The sequence below is a fragment of the Allomuricauda sp. XS_ASV26 genome (assembly GCF_041224615.1).
GTDB lineage: Bacteria > Bacteroidota > Bacteroidia > Flavobacteriales > Flavobacteriaceae > Flagellimonas > Flagellimonas alginolytica.
Genome location: NZ_JBGFGK010000033.1, coordinates 422759 through 438861, shown reverse-complemented (window position 1 = coordinate 438861; position 16103 = coordinate 422759). Strand labels below are relative to the sequence as shown.

Annotated in this window: 12 protein-coding genes and 1 tRNA gene; 3 read left to right on the top strand and 10 right to left on the bottom strand. The window is 38.0% G+C overall.

From position 1 onward, the window contains the following. Positions 1–85 precede the first annotated feature (85 nt). From AB9K32_RS14060 to AB9K32_RS14040, 5 genes are all read right to left on the bottom strand, one after another. Entirely contained in the window at positions 86–1828 is a 1743-nt protein-coding gene (locus tag AB9K32_RS14060) for a RagB/SusD family nutrient uptake outer membrane protein (RefSeq protein ID WP_154917782.1), read from the bottom strand. 15 nt (positions 1829–1843) lie between these two features. Then, a complete protein-coding gene (locus tag AB9K32_RS14055; RefSeq protein WP_369885535.1) occupies positions 1844–5002 on the bottom strand; it encodes a SusC/RagA family TonB-linked outer membrane protein in 3159 nt (1052 codons plus the stop codon). Between the two features lie 11 nt (positions 5003–5013). After that, a complete protein-coding gene (locus AB9K32_RS14050) occupies positions 5014–6627 on the bottom strand; it encodes a glycoside hydrolase family 32 protein (protein ID WP_369885534.1) in 1614 nt (537 codons plus the stop codon). Between the two features lie 20 nt (positions 6628–6647). After that, positions 6648–8015 (bottom strand): sugar porter family MFS transporter, encoded by a 1368-nt coding sequence (locus tag AB9K32_RS14045; protein WP_369885533.1) that lies wholly within the window; start codon positions 8013–8015, stop codon positions 6648–6650. Positions 8016–8259: 244 nt separating this feature from the next. Further along, on the bottom strand, positions 8260–11010 hold the full coding sequence (locus tag AB9K32_RS14040) for a substrate-binding domain-containing protein (RefSeq protein WP_369885532.1): 2751 nt from the start codon (positions 11008–11010) through the stop codon (positions 8260–8262). A gap of 474 nt (positions 11011–11484) precedes the next feature. On the opposite strand from AB9K32_RS14040, the gene AB9K32_RS14035 reads away from it, so the two are divergent. Continuing rightward, entirely contained in the window at positions 11485–11727 is a 243-nt protein-coding gene (locus tag AB9K32_RS14035) for a hypothetical protein (RefSeq protein WP_138256707.1), read from the top strand. Between the two features lie 309 nt (positions 11728–12036). Here the strand turns inward: AB9K32_RS14035 and AB9K32_RS14030 are convergent, their stop codons facing one another. The 4 genes from AB9K32_RS14030 to mce form a co-directional block, all read right to left on the bottom strand. Continuing rightward, positions 12037–12282, bottom strand: coding sequence for a hypothetical protein (locus tag AB9K32_RS14030; RefSeq protein WP_138256706.1), 246 nt, complete (start codon positions 12280–12282; stop codon positions 12037–12039). A 2-nt stretch (positions 12283–12284) separates the two neighbouring features. Further along, the gene (locus tag AB9K32_RS14025) at positions 12285–12554 is read right to left on the bottom strand and encodes a helix-turn-helix domain-containing protein (RefSeq protein WP_138256705.1); all 270 of its coding nucleotides are present in this window, start codon (positions 12552–12554) and stop codon (positions 12285–12287) included. 306 nt (positions 12555–12860) lie between these two features. Beyond that, positions 12861–12937, bottom strand: a tRNA-Ile gene (locus AB9K32_RS14020). A 59-nt stretch (positions 12938–12996) separates the two neighbouring features. Next, a complete protein-coding gene (gene mce, locus AB9K32_RS14015; protein WP_369885531.1) occupies positions 12997–13404 on the bottom strand; it encodes a methylmalonyl-CoA epimerase in 408 nt (135 codons plus the stop codon). 101 nt (positions 13405–13505) lie between these two features. Between mce and rbfA the strand changes: the two genes are divergently transcribed. Both rbfA and AB9K32_RS14005 read left to right on the top strand, forming a co-directional pair. Continuing rightward, positions 13506–13901 carry a 30S ribosome-binding factor RbfA gene (gene rbfA / locus AB9K32_RS14010; protein WP_369885530.1) on the top strand — a complete coding sequence of 132 codons (396 nt, stop codon included), beginning with the start codon at positions 13506–13508 and terminating at the stop codon, positions 13899–13901. Between the two features lie 2 nt (positions 13902–13903). After that, positions 13904–15109 (top strand): ABC transporter permease, encoded by a 1206-nt coding sequence (locus AB9K32_RS14005; protein WP_369885529.1) that lies wholly within the window; start codon positions 13904–13906, stop codon positions 15107–15109. Here AB9K32_RS14005 and dusB read toward each other — a convergent pair. Continuing rightward, positions 15106–16098, bottom strand: a complete 993-nt coding sequence (gene dusB / locus AB9K32_RS14000; RefSeq protein ID WP_369885528.1) for a tRNA dihydrouridine synthase DusB — start codon at positions 16096–16098, stop codon at positions 15106–15108. The two genes, AB9K32_RS14005 and dusB, sit on opposite strands and share 4 nt — an antisense overlap. Positions 16099–16103 lie beyond the last annotated feature (5 nt).

The window sequence follows — 16103 nt, the reverse complement described above, 5'->3', positions numbered from 1 at the left end:
TCCTGTAATAAAAAGGCACGGGAAAGATTTTCCAGTGCCTTTCAAACTAACAAAACTAACTCAACTTATTATTGTCCTTGAAAATTTAATACCCGGGATTTTGAACATATAATCCACCAGTAAAATCAATTTCTCTTTGTGGTATTGGGTAATATTCATCTCTACCTGCTGTAAAACTAGCGTTTGCGAGAAAATCTCTTTTAGTCTTTTCTTCTGCCAAATATGCATTTAGTGTTTCCTCCGCAATTCCCCATCTTACTAAATCATACCACCTATGTCCTTCCATGGCAAACTCCAACCTTCTTTCAAACATTAAGGCCTGCCATGCATATTCCTTCGATGGAAAAGAAGCGTAAGTACCTATGTTATAAATATCAGTTGCCCCTGCATCCAAAGGCCTTTGAGTACTAGCAGCAGCACGATTTCTAACTTGATTAATTATAGGTAAGGCCTCATCCCATCGGTCTAATTGAATTAAAGCTTCTGCCTTCCAGAGGAGAACATCGGCATACCTAATAAAATCAACGTTTTTGGAAGTGCCCACAAATGGTCCTTCCTTAACATAGCACGAACAATCAGGCGCTTGCTGCTCTTTCATATTCCCGAAAAAGCCATATACTCCCGGATCTCTTGCCCAACTAAAATTATATATCATGTCTCCTGTATCATTTACCGTATTTCTATATTTATAAGGCCTTCCAGGTATTCCCACCGTATGATCAATCCTTGGGTCAACACTCAACCCACTGTCGGGAGGGGTTATTCCATTAGCATCTACGTTGGTGAAAATGTCGGAGTCATTAAATGTTTCCAATAAGGGAAGTCCATTTCCATCAGTCCTAAATGCATTAACCATATTCTGACTGGCCAAATGAAATCCACAACAGCCATAAAGCCCTGTACCATGTGGCGAATTTAACCCAGTTACAAAACTCACCCTTCCCACAGTTGTACCATCATTAATTGAAAACTGGGCAGCCCAGATAGATTCCGGTCCATTGTCAAATCCATCCAAGAAATTTTCCCCAAAATCCGGTTGTAGACTACCGGTAACTTCATCCGCATAATCAATCACCTCCTGTAAACGTGAGGTATTTATATTCGTTACTTGATGTTGATCATTTTGCTCATAAGCTTGAAACAACCTTAATTTGGCTAAATATGCAGCAGCAGCATTTCGGTCTGCCCTGCCAACTTGATCTTGAGCTTGTGGTAGATTGTCATAGGCAAAAAGAAAATCATCAGCGATTGTATTCCATAAAGCATCATTATCTACATCATTTGAGGTCTGTGCAATTTCTTCTTGGGTTAAATTCTCGGTGATATATGGTATTTTTTTAAAAATCAACTTTAACATAAAATGCGAATGAGCTCTTAAAAAGCGTAATTCTGCTTGTCTAGTTGTTTTTTGTGCATATTCACTGTCCGGTATATCATTGATGACAGATAGTGCAAAGTTTGCCCTAGAAATCGCCTTGTAATAATCGGTCCACGTTCTAGGCGCCATCCAATCTCCCATATCTGCAATAGTGAGATTGTATTGCTCATATTTATCTACAACGTCAACATCACCTCGGCCGCCACCGCCTTTATAAGCATCGTCCGAACGTACACTACCATAAACCCATTGATGTGTTAATGGTCCAATCATTTCATCATTGGCAATTCCTGCATATGCTGCAATGACCAAAGATTCCGCATTCTCGGCGGTTGCCACGTTTTCGCTGGACAATACCCCCTCAGGTTCGTACTCTAAATAATTATCTGAACAGGCAGTGAGCAAAAGAGTTGCGCATATCACCGTTGTTATTATTTTATTATATTTCATGATTATCGCTATTTGTTAAAAGTTAATGTTCAAGCCTAGTGAATACACGGTTGGTACCGGAATACGGTTCACATCTATTCTCTCTGGATCAGCTCCAATATATCCTTTGGGGGTAAACCAAAATAAATTTTCTCCTTGCAGGTAAACTCTTAAACCGGTCATTCCTGCCATTTTTCCTATCACATCAGTTGGCAATGAGTATCCCACTTGCATATTCCTTATTTTAAAGTAAGAGTTGTTTCTAAAAATATAGTCTGAAGTATCCGTAAAGTTGTTTACCAAGGAAAGTGAAGGTATCGAAGAATCTGTATTTTGAGGGGTCCATGCATTTAACACGCCAAGACCCGCATTATCTCTACCCTGTACAAAGTTGTTCCAAAAAATATAGGAGTCAACACCTATACGACCGGCAACCCCTGAACCAAAAACAGAGAAATCAAAATTCTTGTATCCTAAATCAAGACGTATACCATATTCTAAGTCAGGTAAGGTATTACCAATAAAATCACGGTCATTGCTGTCGATTACACCATTGTTGTCAATGTCCACAATTTTTATACCTCCCGGTCTAGCATTGCCTGTTTGCACCCCTCCGGTAGGATGGGAATCAACATCTGCCTGGCTTTGAAAAAGACCATCTGTGCGATAGCCAAAAATTGCCGTTTGTGATTGTCCAAGAATTGAATTTTGGGCCGTCCCAGGAAAGGCTGCTCTCACCTCCTCTGGTAGAAATGTAATTTCGTCCTTAAAAGCACCAAAATTAGTGGAAACACCAAGAGAGAATCCGCTTTCCCATACATTAGAATATCCTAAGTTAAATTCCCAACCTCTAGCAGCAGTTGCGGCACCGTTCAATACTCTTTGTTGACCTTCTCCAATTACAGATGCAATGGGAGGAGTAGTCAAGATATCCGTGGTCTCCCTAGTAAAATAATCAAAGGATCCGCTTATTTTATTGTTTAAAAACCCAAAATCAATACCATAGTTCCATTCTTTGGTTGTTTCCCATTTCAAATTAGGATTAGGAGCCTGAGTTGAGACGAACCCTGAAGGCAGCGTGCCTGTATTGTTTCCATTTATATCATATGCCGTACCCACATTATAGTAAATTTCAAAAAATCCTCCTGTCAACTGAGCTTGATTTTGACCGTAACGAGACTCATATAAACCAAACCGAGCCGTATTACCAATCTCTTGGTTACCTACTTCTCCATAACCTGCCCTTAGTTTTAAATTGGAAAGTATTTCACTGTCTTTGAGAAATTCTTCCTGACTAATTCTCCAACCCAGTGTAGCTGCTGGAAAAATACCATATCTATTGTTAGCTCCAAACCTTGAGGAACCGTCTCTACGGATTGTAAAGGATGCCAAGTATTTATCATCAAATGAATAGTTTAATTTCCCAAATTGTGAAGCGAGGCTGTATTGGGTAGATATACCATTATTTGTTCTCGCACCGGTTGCGGCAGAAAGTACAAAATATGATTCTTGTTCTACTGCAAAATCATCTGCCTGCGCAAAAATAGTATCAAAATCTTCTCTTATAGACTCTATACCTAATAGGGCTCCAATTTTGTGCTTACCAAACGCTACATTATAGTTCAAAGTATTTGAAAAGGTCAACGTTCTGAACTTATTAGTATCTAAAATCAACCTATTGTTGCTCCTCGTAATAAAACCGTTAAATACTCTTGGCTCTATATTTTTACGTTTAAAATCACTAAAATCTATCCCTAAATTAGAGCGGAACTTTAGATTATCAAGAATGCTCAATTCTGCAAAAATATTTCCAAAGAAGTTGTTCTTAATAGCATTGTCCCACCTGTTTAAATATTGCATTAAAAGTGGGTTATTTCTATCGGAATACCCAGCTCCCAATGGACCAGCAAACTCACCATTTGCATCATAAACGGGAATGGTAGGCGCCAGGGTTATCGATAAACCTGTTGTGGGTGCACCCCCCACGTCACTTGCTACCAAAGTTTCATTTGAAGTTGATATTTGTGTATTGACACCGAGTTTTAACCTGTCATTAAACAAATTGGTGGTGCCATTAATTTTACCGGTATATCTATCATAACCTGTATACTTCAGCATACCTGTATTCTTTAGGTATCCCAAGTTTATAAGTAAAGAAGATTTTTCTGAACCTGCCGAAACGGTAACCTCATTGTTGAATACATATCCTGTTTCATAAAGCTCGTCTTGCCAATTGGTATTACCTGAAGGTACATTTGGGTCTCCTCCTACAAAAGGCTGAACGGTAACACTGTTTAGTATGGGATTGTTAAAGTCATTATTCCAATCAAAATTGTATATTTCTCCATAACCTGCATTAGGATCTGCTCCATCATTTACGGATGCCCTCCACAAAGCTTCACCACGTTGTTGGGAACTCAACATATCATAGCGCTGTTTTCGCTCTGATTGGACAGATAAATTGGAATTGATACTAACCGTAAGTCGTTCTCCTTTGAGACCTCCTTTTGTACTTACAACGATGACCCCGTTTGCTGCTCTTGACCCATATATTGAAGAGGCCGACGCATCTTTCAATACTTGAATGGATTCGATAGTTGCAGGATTTAAACTTGCGAATACCTCTTGCCTTTTTGTTGGAACACCATCTATAATGTAAAGCGGATCATTATTCCCTAAAGTGGTAAGACCTCTAATCAGTATTCTACTGTTCAGCCCCGTAGGGTCACCGGATTTCTCAATAAAAAGACCCCCAACCCGTCCTTGTAGGGCTTGCATGGCGTTACCAGAACTTAAACTTTGACCTTCTATGGGTGCTATGTCAACAACTGTGACCGCACCGGTCAAATCCACTTTACGTTCTGCAGTATATCCTGTAATGACCACCTCATCAAGTTGTTGAGCGTCAACTTGTAAAGCGACATTAATCGTACTTTGGCCATTGACAGGAATATTGGTGGACAAAAAACCTACGTAACTAAATCTTAAAGTTGCATCTGATGGTACATCCTCAAGGGTGTAGTTGCCGTCAAAATCAGTTTGTGCACCAGTAGTGGTACCCGCCACTATAACCGTTGCACCCGGCAACGGCATGCCATCATCTTGAGATGTTACCGTTCCCGTTACCGTAACCGATTGTGCCCATATAAGGCATACTGGAGACAGCAAGGTCAATACGAAAAGTTTCAATTTCATAATAGATAGTTTTAGTTAATTTTTAGTTCATGTATTTCTATTGATTCAAGAATAATTTCTTGATTTTCGGTTGTTATATGTAATTCTGTAAAGGGTTCCGTTAAGAAGAAAATTTCTGTCATAACGGTTTGGCCGTCGTCAAAAAACAATTCTATGGAAGTTTTATCCAGAACAATTGTTCCTGACCAATCCTTTTGTGTAGAAATCCTTGGAGCTATGGCAATCCGGTCACTAAATTTGTTCGAAAAATCAGTTATCCCCGCCTTATTTCTATCTACAAAATAGTTACCCCCTGTGGCGTCGTAACCAAACCGTAACTTATCCCCTTTGCTATTCGTCAGTTCAAAAGTGTAAATCCCATCAACCAAATCTTCAACTTTAAAGTTGATCTGAGCTCGAGTAAAATCGATTGCCTTAGAAGTAGTAAGCAAAGTCTTTCCTTCAAGTGGGACATCTAAATTTTTAAGCTTCTCAACCTTAAATTGATTTAGTTCTGGGACAGGATTCGCAACTAATCGAAACGTATTTTCATCCTTTGTCAATTCCAATGTGCGGGCTATCGTCATAGCACTTCGCCATTTTTCAGTAGGGACCTCGTTGGCATACAACCAATTGGACATCCATCCCATAAATAGCTTGCCGCCATCTTTGTTTTCAATATTGGAAAAGGTAACGCCCGCGTAATCGTCACGACCATAGTCTACCCAGAAACTATGCTCTTTTTCCATCTCCTGTTTGAATGATTCGTCCAAAATAAAATCAGAGCCATCAAAATCTCCTACAAAGTATTGGGTAGCAGAGCCGGTATTAGGCCCGCCAGGATTAATGCTCACCAACAAAACCCATTTTTTTTCTGACTTGCCAACAACCGGTAATTGAAAGAAATCCGGACATTCCCATACTCCGTCATGATTACCGATACCTTCTCCAAAACTTGTAAGTTTATCCCATGACTTTAGGTCTTTTGAGGTGTAGAATTGTATCTCTTGACCAGCGGCCAAAACCATTGTCCATCGTTTCCTTTCATCATCCCAGCTAACCTTTGGGTCTCTAAAATCTCTGAAACCTGGATTTTTTAAAACAGGATTGCGTTCATATTTTGTCCATGTAAGACCTTCGTCCAGCGAATAGGCGATACTTTGATTTTCCACATCTATTTCACCCGTTTTCTCTTTTTTAGGATCGTGGCTTGTGAAAATTGCAACTATAGGTACTTTGCCATCTACTCCAAATCCTGATGTATTTTCGTGGTCTACAACAGCACTGCCGGAAAAAATATAGCCCAAATCATCTGGATACAGCGCTATAGGTTGCTCTTTCCAATTGAACAAATCACTACTAACAGCATGTCCCCAATGCATAGGCCCCCATTTAGTGCCATCTGGATAGTGTTGAAAATATAGGTGGTAATACCCGTTATAAAAAAACATTCCATTTGGATCGTTCATCCAACCTGTATCTGGTGAAAAATGGAAATTTGGACGGTATAACAATTCATTGGAACTGACAAGTGTATCTTGCTTATCTTCAACATTGTCGTTTCTCCTTTCCATAGAATTTTTACAAGAAGCTATCATTGAAAAAATTCCTATTACGATAGTTAATTTTAATGCTTTATTTTTCATTTTTATGGTCTTTATAATTTTCAGTTAGATTTCCCTTCATTAAAACCAATAATATTTTCGATTTTGTCCTTCCTTCCCCTTGTTAGGGTATTACTTAACTCTTCTAGCGATATACCCTTTGTTTCCGGCATTACAAAAGCCACAAACAACAATTGCAGTACCATCATAAAAGCAAAAAAAGCAAACACCGTACCTGCACCAATTGCTGTGAATAATACAGGCACCAACGAGGGAATAATGGCTGCCAAAATCCAGTGCACCGAACTACCGAACGACTGACCCGAGCCTCTTAAATGATTTGGAAAAATTTCAGAAATGAACACCCAGATTACGGTTCCCTGTCCTACAGCATGTGCAGCAATAAAGAGAAATAGAAAAATAGGCACTGCAATACTTTCCCAGTGAAGGAAAAAAGCACAAGCTACTAGTGATAGGGAAATAATGTACCCGACAGAACCTATGTACATTAGTTGTTTTCTTCCTAGCCGATCAATTAGCAAGACTCCTATAAGGGTAAAAATCAGATTGGTTACCCCTATCCCAATACTGCTTAATAGAGCGGTACTTTCGCCTAAGCCTGCCTCTTCGAATATTCTAGGGGCATAATAAAGAAATGCATTGATGCCAGAAAATTGATTGAACATTGCAATTAAAAAAGCCAACATCAGTGGAAACCTATATTTCTTTATAAGTATATTTTCGTCGGAAACGTTGTTTTTGCTTTCTGTCCTAATTTCTAGCAACAATACTTCTGGATCTTGTTCAGGATTGATAAGTTGTAATACCTTTTTCGCCTCATCAGTACGCATTTTGGTCAACAACCACCTTGGACTTTTTGGAACCGTAAGTACGAACAGGGTATAAACAAATGCAGGTATGGCCTCTACGCCTATCATCCATCGCCATGCATTTTCTCCAACACCGCTTAACAAGTAATTCGATAAGAAAGCTATTAAAATGCCGAAAACTATATTAAATTGGTAAAGTCCTACCAACTTCCCACGGTCCTTTGGTGGAGCTATTTCAGAAATGTAGGCAGGAGCTGCTATGGTTGATGCACCTACTCCCAGACCACCAATAAATCTGAATATTGCGAAAGTTATAGGGTCATTTGCAAAAGCCGAACCTAATGCAGATACTGTATAGAGTATACCTATCCATAATAAAGTTTTCTTTCTCCCAATCTTATTCGTAGGAATACCACCCAAAATTGCCCCAACTACGGTTCCCCACAAGGCCATCGCCATTACAACTGTACCATGGAATATATCGGAAGATTGCCATAATGCTTGTAGTTTTTTATCGGCTCCTGAGATGACTACTGTGTCAAAGCCAAAAAGAAAACCAGCCAATGCAGCGGTAATCGACCAAATCCATATTTTTCTCATAATCGTAATTCTCTAGTGATGTCACTAAAGTATTCGCAAAAATGAAGTGTGTAATTTGATAATGTGTCAATGTGTTATGCTTTGGTTAAGAAACATATCACAAAATGTTAAGTAATTGATTATCAATATTTTAAAATAATTTTTTAACATTATCGAGTATGTAGCAAGTATATTCATGTTACATTATGTTCGATATTGTTACTTCTAAGATGAAAAGTGTTGGAAGGAATGGTTGAACTGTAACTCAAACAGACTTACGAAACGCCGCAGGGGAAATACCGTATTTGTTTTTAAAGGCAGTAGAGAAGTAATTTGGAGAAGAAAAACCATTGGCATAAGCAATTTCTGAAACTGTTAATGAGCCATTTTCGAGCATGGTTTTAGCCTTTTCCAAGCGGATATTGCCTATGTAATCACTAATGCTTATACCCATAATTGCCTTGACCTTTCTGTATAACTGGACACGTGAGATAGTAAGATTTTCGGCCAGATTTTCAACTGAATAATCAGAATTGCCCAAATTATCATTTATCAATGTATTTAATTGGCTAATAAATTTTTGTTCTATATCCCCAAAGGAATTTATTTCTTCAATTTTATGGATGTTACTGGTAAAATAATACCTGAGTTTTTCTCTATTATAGAGCAAAGACTTAATTGACTGAATCAAAATAGAATAGCTGAATGGTTTCGTAAGATACAAATCTGCTCCGGATTGAAGTCCTTTGATATAGGATTCCTTATTGCCTAGTGCAGTTAGTATTACAGTAGGTATGTGCGATGTACGCAAATCCTTTTTTAAAATCTCGCAAATTTCGAAGCCATCTTTATCCGGAAGATTAATGTCACAAAGTATAATATCCGGAATAGTCTCAAAAGCTTTCTCAATTGCATCCGTACCTTCTGATAAATGAATATCATACTCCAACTGTAGTTTATTTTTAAGGAACAAAGAAAGATCTTTATTGTCCTCAATTATCAAAACTGAATATTTCTCTTTGTTTTTGCTAGGAGCCTCAATTAAATAATTATCATCTATTAATTGGTCAGAAGAAAAATCGATTATATTGGAATCAACCAAATCTTGTTCCGATATGATTTCTGATTCATCTAGATGTGCTTGACCTTTGTAAAGTGATACAATAAACTCCGTACCGTGTAGAGATTCAACTTCAATATTACCTTTGTGCATCTCCACAAATTCCTTGCTCAAATGTAAACCTATGCCGGAGCTGTTTTTTCTATTATTAGAACCTTTAAAAAATGCTTGAAAAACACCATCTATTTCGTTCGAAGGTATACCAATTCCTGTGTCCTTAAAGTGAATTTTCACAATATTGGCACTTTCATCATCTTTTATATATACACCTATTTTACCATTGTCTGGTGTGAACTTAAATGCATTGGAAAGAAGATTGAAATATACCTTATCCATTAAATTTCTATCTATAAAAATATCCAAGGATTCATTATTGGAAGTTAATTTGAAATCAATATTTCTTTTCATGGCTTCCCTTTCAAAATCTTGGAATATTAATTTTGAAAAGTTGTATAAATTAGTTTTGGATGCCTTTAGATTAAAATTACGGTCTTCGATTTTTCTAAAATCAAGTAATTGATTAATTAATCTCAATAACCTATTGGAGTTATTATGTATTAACTCTATTTCGTTCCCCATTCTGGAGCCTTTTTCTTTAGCATAGTCGCTTATCGACTCTATAGAACTTAAAATTAACGTGAGGGGCGTTTTAAATTCATGAGAAAGCCCTGTGAAAAAATTTAGCTTTGCTTCATTGCTTATTTTGATCTCCTTCGCAATTTTTTCGATTTGATTCCGCTGCACGGTAACCTTTTCGTTAGTCAATTCCAGTTGCCTATTTTTCTTTCGAATTGCAAAGATGGAATAAACGCTATATACTGTAAGGCTTAGAATAATTGCCAACAATGCCATTGTAATTTTAAGAAGGTTGTTTTGCGAATAATAAAGTTCCTCTTGTAATTTTATCGCAGCCAACTGTTCTTCCATTTGATTTTGTTGATCATTTATCTTTTCAAATTGGTTGTTCATAATGTCAGCGTTCAACTCGTTGATAATAGTAGTCGAGAGAATGTTATTTTTAGGTATAGATTCGTTATCTAGGATTTTCAAAGCCAATTTAATTGCTTCATCTCCACCAGTAGGATAGAGAACCGTTGCCTTTAAAATTCCATCTTTTACCGCCTGAATTCCTCCATTAGTTCCAGCTAGACCATCTACTCCAATAAAACTAATTTCATTTTCTATTCCCAACTTGCGTGCTACCTCCCATGCACCAACTGCCATTCTATCATTATGGGCAAATACATAATCAACTTTAATATCGTTATTTAGCAGTTGTCTCAGCGATTCCTGAATAGACTCCTTCTCCCAGTCCCCTTCTATTTTCGCAACTATCTTTGCATTTTTGAATTGATTTATTACCTGTTGAAAACCCATCGTCCTTTCTTCTGCAGGAGAAGATCCGGCCATACCTCTTATTTCAATAATTCGAATTGAGTCTTTTCTATTTGAAGCGATAATTTCCTTAGCCGCATTTCTTCCTATTTCGATATTATCAGCTCCCAAATAGGCTGTATATTGTTGATCTTCAGTTTTTCTGTCTACAACCAGAACAGGAATACTGGCATTAATTGCTTTCCTAACAACCGCCGTAATAGGTTTAGATTGAATAGGCGATACAATTAGAACATCTACGCTATCTGCAATCAGCTCATCTATCTGTTTTATTTGTGTAAGCACATCATAATTAGCATCTTTAATTTGCAAATCAATTTCAGGGTTCATTGAAGCCTGCAATTCCATGGAGTTATTCATGGAACGCCTCCAATCGTCATTCGTCATGGCCTGGGAAAAACCAATATGTATTTTTTCAACGTCTTTACTTCTGTCACATGACAAAATGGAAAAAGCCAATGAAATATTGATTAAGATGAAAATATACCTGATATGTTTCATGAATTTGTGACGAGCATAAGTTTAATTAAATTGAAATTTATCCATCCTTTTCTATTAAAAGTTGAAAAAATATTTGAAAAATTACAAATTTGGATAAATATTCCCAATTGAATACTCTTTTAAAGTAGTGTATTTTTGAATAGTTTTATGATTAAAACTACTTCACTTCTTACAATCCCTTCTTTTTACGGTGTTAGAACTTCCGCCTGTAGATTTTTCACTAATGAGGTTTTTTAATTGTAACAATTGGTAGGTTTAAATAAACCTGTTTAACCTAAAAGAATTGTAGCAAATTGTTATAATCTTAAAGAAAAGTAATAGCAAAATTGCTATGGCCAAATACCATAAACTTTTCTATCATGAAGTACTAAAAATGTTTAAAGAAGTATTTTTTAAAGTTCAAAGTAAATGATTTCCTGCAAACATAGATTTTTAGTTGCCCGATTTTTGTATTTTTATTTTTATAGAATTGATATGAGCACTTCTGAACTAAATACTACAAAAAAGGAACTCGTTAATTGGATTGAGTCTTTAAAGGATGATACGCTTGTTGGGTTGCTCAATTCTGTAAAGCTTTCAAGTGAGGGTAAATCGGGGGATTGGTGGGATGAACTGACCGAAAGTGACAGGGTCAATATTCTTGCCGGTATCAGGGATTTTGAACAAGGAGGTACAATGAGTTCAAAAGATTTTTGGAACGGTCTGGCCAATGGATAATTTTGTTCAGGTAAAGTGGACAGAAAGATCACTTTCAAATGCACTTGACATTAAGGAATTTCTTAGGGTCAAATTCAATAAAAAAGAAGTCCTTAAATTTGAGAACCTGCTAAAACAATTTGAAAATACGGTTTCGAATTTCCCGACCCTTTACCCCGAATCTAAAAGTAAAAAACTAATAAGGAGGGCCGTCATACACAAAAGAACGACAGTGTATTATGTGTTCAAAGGGAATATTGTCACTATAATCGCCATGAAAGACAATAGACAACTTAAACCAAAGTATTAAAAATCAGTAAAATTAGGTTTCTATAACCCTAAACCTTTGTTCCTTGTTTTTTTAAAACTGTTTTCTACCGATTTTTCCTGTTTCTTATCTTTTAAAAGTTTGGCTTCATCAATAAAGCACTGCATTCCCAAATGCATTGGATTATCGGGCATGATTTTTTCTTGATTCTGAATCAAAGGAGTTTTAAGGTTCAACTCTTCAGCCAAACGATAGCCTAAATTAAAGGCGCTTTTAAACTTTTCGTCAACTTTAATCTCTTCTTCCATAGTTAAAAAGTTTCACGTGCGTGTTTTTCAATGTATTCCATAATAGACACTCTGTCGTATAGAATAATCTTCTTTTGAGGCTGTGAGAACCTGACCTTTCCTTCATCCCTTAGTTTTTGAAGGGTGGTAGTCGACTTAATTTTCAAAATCGACATAGCCTCCTCACCATCAATCCATCTCTCTGGTGTGTTTGGTCTTTTCGATTCTACATGTTCAATTACTTTCCGAAACAATGCATAAAATGCTTCCTCTTGTAGACAAACAACTTGCATAATTGAAAATCGGTTGGTTTAATTATTGCTTAAGGAATATATTAAAATATATCCTAGTGGATTGAATAATTAGATAAACTGTCTAAAAAAGTCAATAAGTGGGACTGAATAATGAATGTCAAGTATATTTAAACTAAGAGAGTATTGAATATGGCAAACCCGAGCCATATTGTGTTCAATATGTAAACGAAATAGTTTTAAATAAATAGTGAAAACACCAAATCCTACATTCCAAAAAAACACGCTGAAAGCACGCTGATGAAACAAATAAGGCAGTCACAATACTTTGTGACTGCCTTATTTTACTGGTGGTCCCACATGGGCTCGAACCATGGACCCCCTGATTATGAGTCAGGTGCTCTAACCAGCTGAGCTATAGGACCCGCATTTTGCGGATGCAATATTAGTGTTTATTTTTCTTCAGCGCAAGGATTTAACCGTTCTACCCCTCTTTTATTTCTTGACATACCTCCACCAGCACCCCATTTGTGCCCTTTGGATGCAAAAACGCCACCAGTTTGTTGTCCGCACCTTTTTTTGGGGTTTCGTTCAAAACAGTAAAACCTTCATTTTTTAAACGATCAATTTCGGATGCAATATCCTCCACTGCAAAAGCAATATGGTGGATGCCCTCTCCCTTCTTCTCCAGATACTTGGCAATAGGGCTGTCGGGCTTGGTAGCTTCCAACAATTCTATCTTATTGGGCCCGGATTTAAAAAAAGAGGTTTTTACCCCTTCCGAGGCCACCTCTTCAATTTTGTAGTGCGGTACACCCAACAGCTTTTCGAAAAGCTTGTTCGATGTCTCCAAATCTTTTACCGCGATTCCGATATGTTCAATTTTTTCCATAGGAAATGTAATTTGCCTTAATTTTCTACCTTTTTTCAAAATTAAGCACTGTAATCGGTTCATAAAGTGAGGTTAGTCATTAATTCGCTTATTTTTGTACCATGGAGGAAACACAACGACAAAAAAAGATAGCAGGAATCATTCAAAAAGACCTGGCCGATATTTTACAACGTGCCGCTACCGATGGTGGCCTTAAGGGAACTTTGATCTCTGTATCCAAGGTTTCCGTTACTGTGGACTTATCATTGGCCAAAGCTTATGTAAGTATTTTTCCGAACAAGGGGGCCAAAAAATTATTGGAGGGCATCAAAGAGAGCCAAGTGGCCATTCGCCACGAACTGGCCCAGCGTACCAAACACCAACTTAGACGTGTGCCTGAAATCAATTTTTATCTGGACGATTCCTTGGAGTATATTGAAGGAATCGAAAAATCCTTAAAAGGGGAAGAAAACCCAATAGAGAACAGAGACTTGCTCGATAAACGTAAGAAATCCTGATTTTGAACTTCCCGCTTTATATCGCAAAACGTTACTTACGGTCCAAAAGCAGTCAAAATGCGGTAAACATCATCAATTTTATTACTTTTTTGGTGATTGTGATCGGTTCCGCGGCCCTTTTTATCGTGCTTTCCGCTTTTGCCGGTCTAAAAACGTTCAGTCTTTCTTTTTCCAACACATTTGATCCCGACCTCAAAGCTTCTCCCGCTATTGGAAAGCATTTTTCAATTTCTGCGGACGAAGAATCTGCCCTGAACCATATTGAAGGCTTGGCCAGCTTTTCCAAAGAACTGGAAGAACGGGCTTACCTTACCTATAAAGAAAAAAGTACCATTGCCTATATTAAGGGGGTGGATCAAAATTATCGCAATGTTACCGGTGTGGACAGCACTTTAATTTTTGGTAATTGGGGCTCGGATTTATACAGTAGTGTTATTGGTATCGGGATCTATAACTTACTGGGTGTGCCAATCAATAATCGTTCGGCCATGGAGGTTTTGGTCCCAAAACCTGGCGAAGGCTCCTTTTCCCAACAAGGATTAAATGCCAAACCTTATGATGATATTGCCTTGGTGGTGAGCGGCGTTTTTGCTGTGGAAGAAACATTGGACAAAAAATACGTTTTTGCACATCTTCCCGTAGTACAAGAATTATTGCAAAAAGATAGTACGGATATATCTGGCATCAATTTTAAATTGATGGAGAATGCCTCGGCAGAAGATGTCAGGAATTCCATTGTTGGGATTTTGGGGGATAAGGTTTCGGTTTTAACGCGCAGGGAGCAGAACACCTCTTTATATCGGATGCTCAACACCGAAAATTTAGCAACTTATTTGATTTTTACCCTAGTACTGATTATTGCTCTGTTTAATGTAGTTGGGGCCATTATTATGATGATTTTGGACAAACAACAGAACTCCAAAACACTATATAGCTTGGGCACAACCATTAAAGAATTGCGACGAATCTATTTTATCCAAGGCTTATTGGTCACCTCTTTTGGCGGGCTGATCGGTGTGCTGATCGGTTCCTTGTTGATTGTTTCACAATTGGTTTTTGGTTGGCTCAAAATTACTCCTTCTTTGGCCTATCCGGTGGAATTTAATGCCCTCAACGTATTGATCGTGATTGGAACCATTGTGGTTCTGGGCTTTATTTCTTCAAAAATTGCGAGTAGCCGAATCAACGAAAAATTGATTTCCGCTTAAGCGAACTGGTAATCCCCAAATTTTTCCTGAACCTCGTCAAAAGCGGCAAAAACATCTGCGGCATCGTCACTGGTTACCATCTTCATCCGGTATTCCTTAAAGTGTGGAATCCCTTTAAAATAGTTGGTATAATGTCTTCGTGTTTCAAAAACGCCCAGTTTTTCGCCCTTCCAATCAATAGCCATTTGCAAATGCCTGCGCGCGGCATCGACCCTTTCCTGCATTGTTGGGGGGGCTAAATGCTCTCCTGTTTCGAAAAAATGTTTTACTTCCTTAAAAAACCAAGGGTAACCAATACTTGCCCTACCTATCATGGCTCCGTCCAACCCAAACTCGTCGCGCATTTTTACGGCAGCTTCGGGCGTGTCCACATCGCCATTGCCAAATACGGGAATATGCATCCTTTGGTTGTTCTTTACCTGTGCAATAGGTTTCCAGTCGGCCTCGCCCTTGTACATCTGCACACGGGTACGCCCATGGATAGAGATTGCTTTAATACCAACATCTTGCAAACGCTCGGCCACCTCAACAATTTTGATGGAACTGTTGTCCCATCCCAATCGGGTTTTTACCGTTACGGGCAAATGGGTCCTTTTCACAATTTCTTCGGTAAGCTTCACCATTAAGGGAATATCGCGTAAAATTCCGGCACCTGCATTTTTACACACTACCTTTTTTACCGGGCAGCCAAAATTGATGTCAATGATATCCGGGTTCGATGCTTCCACAATATCCACAGCTTGGAGCATAGAATCCAATTCGGCGCCAAAAATCTGGATGCCCACAGGGCGTTCTTTTTCGTAAATGTCCAGTTTAATCACGCTTTTTGCGGCATCCCGAATCAACCCTTCCGAAGAAATAAACTCGGTATAGACCACATCGGCGCCCTGTTCCTTGCAAAGTTTGCGGAAAGGAGGGTCGCTCACATCTTCCATCGGAGCTAAAAGAAGCGGAAAATCAGGTAGTTCTATGTTTCCAATTTTTGGCAAATCCT

Bases quoted from the DNA above. Each gene is read 5' to 3' on its own strand.
- AB9K32_RS14060 (WP_154917782.1), bottom strand. From the start codon at position 1,828: ATGAAATATAATAAAATAATAACAACGGTGATATGCGCAACTCTTTTG.
- AB9K32_RS14055 (WP_369885535.1), bottom strand. From the start codon at position 5,002: ATGAAATTGAAACTTTTCGTATTGACCTTGCTGTCTCCAGTATGCCTT.
- AB9K32_RS14050 (WP_369885534.1), bottom strand. From the start codon at position 6,627: ATGAAAAATAAAGCATTAAAATTAACTATCGTAATAGGAATTTTTTCA.
- AB9K32_RS14045 (WP_369885533.1), bottom strand. From the start codon at position 8,015: ATGAGAAAAATATGGATTTGGTCGATTACCGCTGCATTGGCTGGTTTT.
- AB9K32_RS14040 (WP_369885532.1), bottom strand. From the start codon at position 11,010: ATGAAACATATCAGGTATATTTTCATCTTAATCAATATTTCATTGGCT.
- AB9K32_RS14035 (WP_138256707.1), top strand. From the start codon at position 11,485: ATGAGCACTTCTGAACTAAATACTACAAAAAAGGAACTCGTTAATTGG.
- AB9K32_RS14030 (WP_138256706.1), bottom strand. From the start codon at position 12,282: ATGGAAGAAGAGATTAAAGTTGACGAAAAGTTTAAAAGCGCCTTTAAT.
- AB9K32_RS14025 (WP_138256705.1), bottom strand. From the start codon at position 12,554: ATGCAAGTTGTTTGTCTACAAGAGGAAGCATTTTATGCATTGTTTCGG.
- mce (WP_369885531.1), bottom strand. From the start codon at position 13,404: ATGGAAAAAATTGAACATATCGGAATCGCGGTAAAAGATTTGGAGACA.
- rbfA (WP_369885530.1), top strand. From the start codon at position 13,506: ATGGAGGAAACACAACGACAAAAAAAGATAGCAGGAATCATTCAAAAA.